The sequence below is a fragment of the Isoptericola sp. S6320L genome (assembly GCF_023015685.1).
Lineage (GTDB): Bacteria > Actinomycetota > Actinomycetes > Actinomycetales > Cellulomonadaceae > Isoptericola > Isoptericola halotolerans_A.
In genome coordinates this window covers 104620-115352 of sequence record NZ_JALKAT010000005.1, presented here as the reverse complement: position 1 = coordinate 115352, position 10733 = coordinate 104620, and the positions used below count along the sequence as shown (strand labels likewise).

General features: G+C 73.4%; 12 protein-coding genes. 10 read left to right on the top strand and 2 right to left on the bottom strand.

Translation table 11 applies throughout. The features are described 5' to 3' along the window. The first annotated feature begins 43 nt into the window (after nucleotides 1–43). Both panD and MWU57_RS04890 read left to right on the top strand, forming a co-directional pair. The gene (panD, locus tag MWU57_RS04895) at nucleotides 44–454 is read left to right on the top strand and encodes an aspartate 1-decarboxylase (RefSeq protein ID WP_246907698.1); all 411 of its coding nucleotides are present in this window, start codon (nucleotides 44–46) and stop codon (nucleotides 452–454) included. After that, nucleotides 451–2127 (top strand): L-aspartate oxidase, encoded by a 1677-nt coding sequence (locus MWU57_RS04890; RefSeq protein ID WP_246907619.1) that lies wholly within the window; start codon nucleotides 451–453, stop codon nucleotides 2125–2127. The genes panD and MWU57_RS04890 overlap by 4 nt, the downstream gene beginning before the upstream one ends. 63 nt (nucleotides 2128–2190) lie before the next feature. Here the strand turns inward: MWU57_RS04890 and nadC are convergent, their stop codons facing one another. After that, a complete protein-coding gene (gene nadC, locus MWU57_RS04885; protein WP_246907617.1) occupies nucleotides 2191–3126 on the bottom strand; it encodes a carboxylating nicotinate-nucleotide diphosphorylase in 936 nt (311 codons plus the stop codon). Nucleotides 3127–3266: 140 nt separating this feature from the next. Here nadC and lysS point away from each other — a divergent pair, with 140 nt between their 5' ends. The 8 genes from lysS to MWU57_RS04845 all read left to right on the top strand — a co-directional run bounded on the left by lysS (nucleotide 3267) and on the right by MWU57_RS04845 (nucleotide 9808). Beyond that, nucleotides 3267–4793, top strand: coding sequence for a lysine--tRNA ligase (gene lysS / locus MWU57_RS04880; protein ID WP_106266126.1), 1527 nt, complete (start codon nucleotides 3267–3269; stop codon nucleotides 4791–4793). 11 nt (nucleotides 4794–4804) lie between these two features. Next, a complete protein-coding gene (locus tag MWU57_RS04875) occupies nucleotides 4805–4975 on the top strand; it encodes a hypothetical protein (RefSeq protein ID WP_165799953.1) in 171 nt (56 codons plus the stop codon). 112 nt (nucleotides 4976–5087) lie between these two features. Next, on the top strand, nucleotides 5088–5423 hold the full coding sequence (locus MWU57_RS04870) for an Lsr2 family protein (RefSeq protein WP_106266125.1): 336 nt from the start codon (nucleotides 5088–5090) through the stop codon (nucleotides 5421–5423). Nucleotides 5424–5554: 131 nt separating this feature from the next. Next, the gene (locus MWU57_RS04865) at nucleotides 5555–6622 is read left to right on the top strand and encodes a beta-propeller fold lactonase family protein (RefSeq protein WP_246907615.1); all 1068 of its coding nucleotides are present in this window, start codon (nucleotides 5555–5557) and stop codon (nucleotides 6620–6622) included. Next, on the top strand, nucleotides 6619–7923 hold the full coding sequence (mshA, locus tag MWU57_RS04860; RefSeq protein WP_246907613.1) for a D-inositol-3-phosphate glycosyltransferase: 1305 nt from the start codon (nucleotides 6619–6621) through the stop codon (nucleotides 7921–7923). The genes MWU57_RS04865 and mshA overlap by 4 nt, the downstream gene beginning before the upstream one ends. 163 nt (nucleotides 7924–8086) lie before the next feature. Next, on the top strand, nucleotides 8087–8479 hold the full coding sequence (locus tag MWU57_RS04855) for a hypothetical protein (RefSeq protein WP_246907612.1): 393 nt from the start codon (nucleotides 8087–8089) through the stop codon (nucleotides 8477–8479). Nucleotides 8480–8532: 53 nt separating this feature from the next. Next, on the top strand, nucleotides 8533–8973 hold the full coding sequence (locus MWU57_RS04850) for a nitroreductase family deazaflavin-dependent oxidoreductase (protein WP_246907610.1): 441 nt from the start codon (nucleotides 8533–8535) through the stop codon (nucleotides 8971–8973). 94 nt (nucleotides 8974–9067) lie between these two features. After that, nucleotides 9068–9808 carry a phosphoglyceromutase gene (locus tag MWU57_RS04845; RefSeq protein WP_106266122.1) on the top strand — a complete coding sequence of 247 codons (741 nt, stop codon included), beginning with the start codon at nucleotides 9068–9070 and terminating at the stop codon, nucleotides 9806–9808. Between the two features lie 193 nt (nucleotides 9809–10001). On the opposite strand, the gene phoU is transcribed toward MWU57_RS04845, so the two are convergent. Continuing rightward, the gene (gene phoU, locus MWU57_RS04840) at nucleotides 10002–10670 is read right to left on the bottom strand and encodes a phosphate signaling complex protein PhoU (protein WP_106266120.1); all 669 of its coding nucleotides are present in this window, start codon (nucleotides 10668–10670) and stop codon (nucleotides 10002–10004) included. Nucleotides 10671–10733 lie beyond the last annotated feature (63 nt).

Sequence of the window (10733 nt, the reverse complement as noted above, 5' to 3'; positions counted from 1 at the left end):
GCCGAGCGCGCCCCCGCGCCGCCCGGCCTCGCTGCAGCGCCCGATGATGATCGGCAAGATCCACCGCGCCACGGTCACCCAGGCGGACCTGCACTATGTGGGATCCATCACGGTCGACAACGACCTGCTCGAGGCGGCGGACCTGATCCCCGGTCAGCAGGTCGACGTCGTGGACGTCGACAACGGCGCCCGGCTCACCACCTACGTCATCCCCGGCGAGGCCGGGTCGGGGCAGATCAGCATCAACGGCGCCGCCGCGCACCTGGTCCACCCGGGCGACACCGTGATCATCATCGCCTACGGCATGCTCGCCGACGCCGACGCACGCAGCTTCCTGCCGCACGTCGTGTTCGTGGACGGCGAGAACCGGATCGTCCAGGTCGACGACGACCCGGGTCAGGTGCCGGACGGCTTCGGGCTGGTCAGCTCCGGCATCCCGCTCGCGGCCCGGTGAGGTCCGCCCGGCTCGCCCGTTCCCTCGCCGCCCCCGCACCGGGCTGGACGACGCGCGCCGACGCCGTCGTCGTCGGGTCCGGGATCGCCGGGCTCACCGCCGCGCTCGAGCTGCGCACCCGCGTGCCGCGCGTGCTGCTCGTGACCAAGGCGGAGCTGTCCTCCGGGTCGACCGTGTGGGCGCAGGGCGGGATCGCCGCGGTGCTGCACCCCGACGACACCCCGGCGGCGCACCAGCACGACACCCTCGTGGCGGGCGGCGGGCTGAGCGACCCCGCGGCCGTCGAGGTGCTCGTCACGGAGGGCCCGGACCGCGTGCGCGAGCTCGTGGCCCGCGGCGCGACGTTCGACCGCGGGGCCGACGGCGGCATCGCGCTCACCCGCGAGGGCGGTCACCGCGCCGACCGGATCGCCCATGCCGGCGGTGACGCCACGGGGGCGGAGATCTCCCGCGCGCTGGTCGCGCAGATCGAGGCCGTCCAGCACGACCCCGGCATCGAGGTGATCGAGAACGCCCTGGTGCTGGACGTCCTGACCGGGGCGCCGTCGTCGGACGGGCCCGGGCCCGTGGCCGGCGTGACCCTGCACGTGCGCGGGCAGGGGTCGCGCGACGGCGTCGGGGCGGTCCTCGCGCCCACGGTCGTCCTCGCGACCGGGGGAGTGGGCCAGGTGTTCCGCTCCTCGACCAACCCGCCCGGCGCGACGGCGGACGGCATCGCGGCGGCGCTGCGGGCCGGTGCCGAGCTCGGCGACCTCGAGTTCGTGCAGTTCCACCCCACCGTGCTGTGGCTCGGCGCCGGGGCGCGCGGCCAGCTGCCGCTCATCAGCGAGGCCGTCCGCGGCGAGGGTGCGCTGCTGCTCGACGTCGCGGGGCAGCGGTTCATGCCGGACGCGCACCCGATGGCGGAGCTCGCGCCGCGCGACGTCGTGGCGCACGCCATCGTGCGGCAGATGGCGGCGACCTCCGCCGACCACGTGCTGCTGGACGCCCGCGCGCTGGGTGCCGACTTCCTGCGCCGCCGGTTCCCGGGCATCACCGCCCGACTGCTCGAGGCCGGGATCGACTGGACCGAGGAGCCGGTGCCCGTCGCCCCGGCCCAGCACTACCACTCCGGCGGCGTCGTCACCGACCTGCACGGCCGTACGTCGGTGCCGGGGCTGTACGCCGTCGGCGAGGTCGCGTGCACCGGGGTGCACGGCGCCAACCGGCTCGCGTCCAACTCGCTGCTGGAGGGCCTGGTGTTCGCGCACCGGGCCGCGGCCGACGTGGTGCGGCGGTTCGAGGCGGGTGAGCTGCGCGACGCGCCGGAGGTGGTCGACCGCCCGGGTGACGCGGCGCTCGTCGCGGCGGCGGCCCGCTCGCGGGTGCAGCGGGCGGCGTCCGACGGCGCGGGCCCGGTCCGTTCTGCCGCGTCGCTGGAACGCGCGGACGCCGCCCTGGCCGGTGTGACGACGTCGGCCCACCGGGAGGCGGACGTGGTGGCGGCGCCGCAGACCGCGGAGTGGGAGACCACGAACGTCCACCAGGTCGCGCGGGCGCTGGTGCGCGCGGCGTGGCTGCGGGCCGAGAGCCGTGGCGGGCACTTCCGCACGGACTTCCCGGACCGCGACCCGGCGTGGGAGCGTCGGGTCACGGTCTCGCTCGGAGCCGACGGCACCCTCCTCGCGAGGTAGTGCCCCGCGCGCCGAGGTAGTGCCCCGCCCGCCGAGGTAGTACGGCTCGCGCCGAGGTAGTGGCTAGGCCCGCAGGTCGAGCGCGAGGTCGAGGATCGGCGCGGAGTGCGTGAGCGCCCCGACCGACAGGTAGTCCACTCCCGTCGACGCCACCTCCCGCGCCCGGTCGAGGGTGAGGTTGCCCGTCGCCTCCAGCTCGACGTGCTCCGCCACGCCGTCGCGCCCCTGGCGCTCGCGGACGGCGGCGACGGTCGCGGCGAGCACCGGCATGGGCATGTTGTCCAGGAGCAGGAAGTCGGCGCCCGCGTCGAGAGCCTCCATGGCCTGGGCGGTCGTGTCGGCCTCCACCTGGACGAGAACGTCGGGGAACGTGGAGCGCACGGCCCGGATCGCGGCGCCCACCCCGCCGGCGGCGACCACGTGGTTGTCCTTGACCATCGCGACGTCGTACAGACCCATGCGCTTGTTGGTCCCGCCGCCCGCGCGCACCGCGTACTTGTCCAGCGCGCGCAGCCCCGGCGTGGTCTTGCGGGTGTCGAGCACCTGGGCGCCGGTGCCGGCGAGCTCGCGGCTGAACGCGGCGGCCGCGCTGGCCACGCCGGAGGCCCGGGAGGCCAGGTTGAGCAGGGTGCGCTCCGCGACGAGCAGCACCTGTGTGCTGCCGGTCAGGGTGGCCAGCACCTGCCCGGGCACGACGGCGGAGCCGTCCTGGGCGTGGAAGGTCACCTCGGGTTCGGGCAGGCCGAGCCGGCGGGCCGTCTGGCGGAGCGTCTCGGTCACCGTCACCAGCCCGGCGACGGTGCCTTCCTCGCGGGCGACCAGATCGGCGGTCCCGGTGGCCGACGGCGGCACGGTGGCCTGGGTGGTGACGTCCCGGCCGGGCGCGGGGCCGAGGTCCTCGTCGAGCGCCGTCTCGACCGTGCGCGCGATCCATCCGGCGTCGAGGCCGGGCGTGACGGCGGCGGGGGCGTGGTCCGGGGTGCTGTCGGGCGTGGTCACACCCGAACGGTACCGCCGCCGTCGCCCCGCCCCCCACCCCGCTGTGGGTGCACGACACGCCGCTCGACTGATCCTGCCGACGGCGTGTCGTGCACCCGCAACGTGGGGGGAGAGGTTCCGCCGGGCCGTAGAATCGAACGGTGACGACCCCCGCGAATCCCGGCTCACCTGTGCCCGACGACCTGCCCGACGACCTCCCCGAGCAGCTGCGAGTGCGCCTCGAGAAGCGCGACCGCATCATCGCCGAGGGCGGCGAGGCGTATCCCGTCAGCCTGCCGATCACCACCACGATCGCCGCGGTCCGCGACGGGTACGGCCACCTCGAGCCCGGTGTCGAGACGGACGACCTCGTCGGGGTCGCGGGTCGCGTCGTGTTCCTGCGCAACACGGGCAAGCTCTGCTTCGTGTCGCTGCAGGACGGCGAGGGGAACCGGCTCCAGGCGATGCTCAGCCAGAAGGTCGTCGGCGAGGAGTCGCTGGCGGCGTTCAAGGCCGACGTCGACCTCGGTGACCACCTGTTCGTCCACGGGCGTGTCGGGGCGTCCCGCCGGGGCGAGCTGAGCATCTTCGCGGACGAGTGGAAGATGGCGGCGAAGGCGCTGCGCCCGCTGCCGGTGCTGCACAAGGAGCTGTCGGAGGAGGCGCGCGTCCGCCAGCGGTACGTGGACCTCATCGCGCGCCCCGCGGCGCGTGACATGGTGCGCGTCCGGGCGGGCGTCGTGCGCTCGCTGCGCGAGAACTTCCACCGGCGCGACTTCCTCGAGGTCGAGACGCCGATGCTGCAGACGGTCGCCTCGGGCGCCACCGCGCGGCCGTTCGAGACGCACATGAACGCCTACGACATGGAGCTGTTCCTGCGGATCGCGCCGGAGCTGTTCCTCAAGAAGGCCGTGGTCGGCGGCGTCGAGCGCGTCTTCGAGATCAATCGCAACTTCCGCAACGAGGGTGCGGACTCCTCGCACTCGCCCGAGTTCGCGATGGTCGAGGCGTACGAGTCCTACGGTGACTACGACACCATGGCCGCGCTCACCAAGAATCTCGTGCAACAGGCTGCCGAGGACGTCCTCGGTACCACGCTGGTCACGCTGGCCGACGGCGAGGAGTACGACCTCGGTGGCGAGTGGGCGGACATCAAGATGTACGACTCCCTCTCGGCCGCCGTGGGTGAGGAGATCACGCCCGAGACGTCGGTGGAGCACCTCACGGCTCTCGCCGACAAGGTCGAGATCGCGGTCGACCCGAAGAAGGCCAATCACGGAAAGCTCGTCGAAGAGCTGTGGGAGCACCACGTCGGTGATCATCTCCACGCACCGACCTTCGTGCGGGACTTTCCTGTCGAGACGTCTCCGCTCACCCGCGACCACCGCAGCGTGCCGGGTCAGGTCGAGAAGTGGGACCTCTACGTGCGCGGGTTCGAGCTCGCCACGGCCTATTCCGAGCTCGTCGACCCGGTGATCCAGCGGCAGCGCTTCGAGGCGCAGGCGCGGCTGGCGGCGGCCGGCGACGACGAGGCCATGCGTCTCGACGACGACTTCCTGATGGCGATGGAGTTTGCGATGCCCCCGGCCGGAGGAATGGGGATGGGTATCGATCGGTTGCTCATGGCACTCACCGGTGCGGGAATCCGCGAGACCATTCTGTTCCCGCTCGTCAAGCCGACGCACTGAGAAGGCAGGTCATGGATACGTTCTGGGCGGTGCTCGCAGGACTCGTCCCCTCCGTGGGGGTGGGCCTGCTCTTCTGGTTGGTGATGCGAAAGATCGTGCGGGCCGACCGGAACGAGCGCGCGGCACTCGAGCTCCATGATGCCGAGGCGCGGGCGGCGGCGGAGAAGCAATTCCGGGAATGACTCGGCCGCGGCAATGAAGAAGTCGGGACTCGTCGTGTTGAGTTGACTTTTCATTCCCTGCTCGTGCATGCTCGAATCGCTCAATCAATTCGAGGCACCGGAGGGTGACAGCGTGGTTCAGAAGACACAGGTCGTGCTGATCGACGACATCGACGGCAGCGAGGGTGACGAGACGGTCACCTTTGCGCTGGACGGCGTGTCGTACGAGATCGACCTCTCTGCAGCGCACGCTGCCGAGCTCCGTGAGTCCCTGTCCCAGTGGATCGGGCACGGACGCAAGACGGCGGCGAAGACCGCCCCCCGCGCCGCGACGTCCTCGCGCCGCGGTCGCACCGACCGCGAGCAGCTGCAGAAGATCCGCGAGTGGGCTCGCGACAACGGCCACACGGTCAACGACCGTGGCCGCATCCCGGGTCGCGTCCTGGAGGCCTACGAGGCCGCGCACTGACCCGCACCACAACCAGCCTGCGCCCCGGTCGGATCAGCCCCGCCGGGGCGCGGTGCTGTCCGGGCCCCGCCGCCGTCGGCCGGCGTCGTCCCCGGCCCGCCGGCGCTGCCGCCGGAGCCTACGCTTGACCCATGATCTCCTCGAGCTCCCGGAACCTGTGGATCGGCACCTATCCCGCCGGCAGCACGCCGGGCACCGGCGAGGGCGTGTGGCGGATCGAGGTCGACCCGGGCACCGGAGCCTTCGGCACCCCGACGCTCGTCGCCGAGGTGGCAGCACCGTCCTTCCTCGCGCTGCACCCGCAGGTGCCGGCGCTCTACGCCGTCTCGGAGACGGCGCCCGGCCGCCTGACGGCCCTGCAGGTGTCCGACGACGACGGCCTCGCACCGCTCGGGGGTCTGGCCTCGGGCGGTGACGACCCGTGCCACGTCGTGGCGACGCCCCACACCGTGTGGGTCGCGAACTACGGCGACGGCGCCGCGGCAGCGGTCGCGGTGGCCGACGACGGCGCCCCGGCGGCGGACCACCGTGCGGTCCACGTCGGCGAGGGCACCGGCCCGGTCGCGGACCGGCAGGCGGGGCCGCACGCCCACCAGGTCACGGCCGTGGGCGACCACGTGCTGGTCACCGATCTCGGCGCCGACCTGATCCGGCGCTACCCGGTCGATGCCGACCCGGGCCGCACCCCGGCGGAGGACGACGTGGCCGCCCGACTCCCCGCCGGCACCGGTCCTCGCCACCTCGTCGTCCTGCCGAGCGGTGCGCTGGTGGTGGTCGGTGAGCTCGACGCGCGGCTCCACGTGCTGGTCCCGTCGGGTGACGGCTGGGAGCACGCGGGTGCCGTGCCGGTCCGGCCGGGCGCCGTCGCCGGCGAGGAGTTCGGCGGGCACCTGACGCTCAGCGCGGACGGGACGCGGCTGCACCTGGGGTTGCGGGGGCCTGACGTCCTCGCGGTCCACGCGGTGGCCGACGGCGCCGCACCGGAGCTCACGCACCTCGCGGACACCCCGCTCGGGGACGGCGGCTGGCCCCGGCACCACGAGGTCCTGGCCGAGGACGGCACCGAGCTGGTGGTCGTGGCGCTGCAGGGGTCCAGCGAGCTGGCGGCGGTGCGGCTGGACGCCGGCTCCGGCGCGGGCGAGGTCGTCTCCCGCGTGCCGTGGGCGACGCCGCCGGCATGCGTCGTGGTGGCACGATGACCACCCCGGCCCGGCCCGGTCCGCGCGTCGCGATGCTCTCGGTCCACACCTCGCCGCTGGACCAGCCGGGTGCGGGGGACGCGGGCGGGATGAACGTCTACGTCCTGGAGCTGTCGCGGGCGCTGGCCCGACGCGGGGCCGAGGTGGAGATCTACACCCGCGCGACGACGTCGGCCCAGCCGAAGGTGGTCGAGGTGGGGCCGGGCATCCGGGTGGTGCACGTCGCGGCGGGGCCGTACGAGGGGCTCGACAAGAACGACCTGCCCGGGCAGCTCTGCGCGTTCACGGCCGGGGTGCTGCGGGCCGAGGCGCACCGCCCGGCCGACTGGTACGACGTCGTGCACTCGCACTACTGGCTCTCGGGGCAGGTCGGGTGGCTGGCCGCCGAGCGGTGGGACGTCCCGCTGGTGCACACCATGCACACGATGGCGCACGTGAAGAATGCGGCGCTCGCGCCGGGCGACGTCCCGGAGCCGCAGGGGCGGGTCATCGGTGAGGAGCAGGTGGTCGAGGCCTCGGACGCGCTCGTCGCGTCGACGCGGGAGGAGGCCGACGACCTGGTCCGCTACTGCGGTGCGGACCCGGACCGGGTGCACGTGGTGGCCCCGGGCGTCGACCTGGAGGAGTTCGCGCCGTCGGCGCCCGCCGCGGGGACGACGGCGCAGGCCCGGCGTGCGCTGCGCGAGCGGCTCGGCCTGCCCACGGACCGGCCGGTGGTGCTCTTCGCCGGGCGGGTACAGCTGCTCAAGGGCCCGGACGTCCTGGTGCGCGCGCTCGGGGTCATGGCGGACCATGCGGACCCGGCGGGCTCACGGGACGACGGCGCGCTGCCGTGCCTCGTGGTGCTGGGCGGTGCGAGCGGGCGCCCGACGGCGGTGCGCGAGCTCGAGGCCCTGGCCCACCAGGTAGGGGTCACCGAGCACGTGGACGTGCGCCCGCCGGTGCCGCGCGACGAGCTCGCCGACTGGTACCGGGCGGCTGACGTCGTCGCGGTGCCGTCGCACAACGAGTCCTTCGGCCTGGTGGCGGCGGAGGCGCAGGCCTGCGGGACACCCGTGGTGGCCGCGGCGGTGGGCGGGCTCCAGACCGTGGTGGTCGACGACGTCTCGGGGGTGCTGGTGGGCGACCACAGCCCGTGGACGTGGGCGCGGGAGCTGACCGCGCTGCTCGCGGACGAGCCACGGCTCACCCGGCTCGCGGCCGGTGCACGCCGGGCGAGCGAGCGGTTCTCCTGGGACCGTGCCGCCGCGGCGATGCTCGACGTGTACGAGCAGGCCGGCAAGGTCCGCCGCGCGAGGTAGTGCCGCCCCCGCCGAGGTAGGGCGCGAACCGCCGAGGTAGTGCCGCCCGCGCCGAGGTAGGGCGCGAACCGCCGAGGTAGTGCCGCCCGCGCCGAGGTAGGAGGGCGATGCTCCCTGATACGCCCGCGCCACGGCCGGTACGGGTAGGGAAGGATGCGGTGTCGTGACGACCGATGCTGCTCCGGCCCGCCGTGACCGTCCCGACGTGCGACGCCACCGTCGCCGGCTCGTCGCCGTCGCGGCCGCCATCCTGCTGGCGTTCTGGCTGGGCCGGACCGGTACGGAGACCGCGAGCTGGACCGAGGGCCGGGCGGAACTTGTTCCCACCGGGAGCGAGGAGCCCCGGTTCGTGACGTTCGGCGACCTCGAGACGGGGCACTCGGTCGCGGGCTTCTCACCCGACGGGATCACGTGGATCGACGCCGGTGGGACATGGCACCACGACGGCTTGCCCGAGTGCGTCGAGCAGGGCAGCACGGTCCGGTACGCCTCGGTCCGGATCCGGTTGGAGGGCAGCTCCTGGCGTCATGCCGTCGCCGTCGACTGCCGCCCCTGACCGGAGCGACCGATTCGGGAATGCCCGACCCGCACGACGGCGTTGCCGCGGACATGCCTATCACCGGAGAGTACGTTCCCAGCCCGTCCACCTGGGCCGCCGACCAGGTCGACAAGTACGAGTCCTCGGGCGGCACCGAGGCCACCACGCTGCGGGGCAAGCCGGTCGTCATCCTGACGACGATCGGCGCCAAGAGCGGCAAGGTGCGCAAGACCCCGCTGATGCGCGTGGAGCACGACGGCGCCTACGCCGTCGTCGCCTCGCTCGGCGGTGCGCCGAAGCACCCCGTCTGGTACTTCAACATCGTGGCGAACCCGCAGGTCGAGCTGCAGGACGGCACCGAGAAGCACGACTACGTCGCCCGTGAGGTCACCGGCGAGGAGAAGTCGGCGTGGTGGGAGCGCGCGGTCGAGGCCTGGCCCGACTACGCCGAGTACCAGCAGAAGACGGACCGCGAGATCCCCGTCTTCGTCCTGGAGCGCACGGACGCCTGACGGCGGGTGGCCCGACGGCGGGACGACGGACGGTCGGCGTCCGCGATCCGGCCGGATGGTGCGTCCGGCCCGGGGGGCAGGGCAGGATGGAGGCATGACCTACACCCTCGTGCTGCTCCGCCACGGCGAGAGCGAGTGGAACGCCAAGAACCTCTTCACCGGCTGGGTCGACGTCCCGCTGTCGGACAAGGGCATCGGGGAGGCGAAGCGCGGCGGCACCCTCCTGAAGGAGGCGGGCGTCACGCCCGACGTGCTGCACACCTCCCTGCTGCGCCGCGCCATCATGACGGCGAACTACGCCCTCGACGCCGCGGACCGCCACTGGATCCCGGTCAAGCGCAGCTGGCGCCTCAACGAGCGCCACTACGGTGACCTCCAGGGCAAGGACAAGAAGCAGGTCCGCGACCAGTACGGCGAGGAGCAGTTCATGCTCTGGCGTCGCTCGTACGACGTGCCGCCGCCCGAGATCGAGCTCGGCTCGGAGTTCTCGCAGGACTCCGACGTCCGCTACGCGGGCGAGCCGATCCCGCGCAGCGAGGCGCTCAAGCAGGTGCTGGAGCGGGCCCTGCCCTACTGGGACGGCGAGATCGTCCCCGACCTGCAGGCCGGCAAGACGGTCCTGGTGGCCGCGCACGGCAACTCGCTGCGCGCGATCATCAAGCACCTCGACGGCGTCGACGACGAGACCATCGCCGGGCTCAACGTCCCGACGGGCATCCCGCTGCTCTACGAGCTCGACGAGGAGACGCTCGAGCCGACCAACCCGGGCGGCACCTACCTCGACCCGGAGGCCGCGAAGGACGCCATCGCGGCCGTGGCCAACCAGGGCAAGTAGGCCGGCACACCGGCACCACCCGGACGACCCGGACGACGGCGACGCACCCCACGGCGGGCGCGTCGCCGTCGTCGTCGGTCCTGTCCCCGATGTCGACGTCCTCACGGACCCGCAGCGCCGCGTGCGCGCCTCGAACGCACTGCGGCCCGCAGGTTCGGCGTGAACCTGCGGGCCGGCAGCGGTGCTGCGCTGCTCAGGCCTCGGTGACGGCGGGGCGCTCCGCGTCGAAGTCGCCCGTCACGAGGAACGTGATGCGCCGTGCCACGGAGACGCCGTGGTCGCCGAACCGCTCGTAGTAGCGACCCAGCAGCGTGACGTCCACGGTCTCCTGCGCGGTGCCCGTCCAGCCCGGGGACAGGGTGGCGGCGAACGTGTCCTGGTGCAGCTGGTCGAGGGCGTCGTCACCCTGCTCGATCTCCACGGCCAGCGCGATGTCGCGGGTCGCCAGGAGCTCGGTGGTGCGGCGGGCCACGAGCGTCGCGGCCTCGTTCATGCCCACGAACGTCTCTCGCGCCAGGTCCGGCACGGCGGGCGCCGGGTACCGCCCGCGGGCCACCTCGGCGACGTGCTGGGCGAGGTCGCCCATCCGCTCCAGCGTGGCGCTGATGCGCAGGGCGCTGATGACGATCCGCAGGTCCGTCGCCACGGGGGCCTGCTGCGCGAGCAGGTGGACGCAGCGTTCGTCCAGGTCCTTCTCGAGCCGGTCGATCTCGTGATCGGCGGCGATGACGTCCTGTGCGAGCTGGTGCTCGCCGTCGAGCAGCGCGGCGCCGGCCCGCGTGATCGCGGACTCGACCAGCCGGCTCATCTCGACCAGTCCCTCACCGATCTGCTGCAGCTCGGCGTCGAAGATCTCTCGCATGGGTGTCCTCTCGATTCTGGTGCTGAGCAACTCTCGCAGCCGGCCCAGACTCCCAGGTGAACG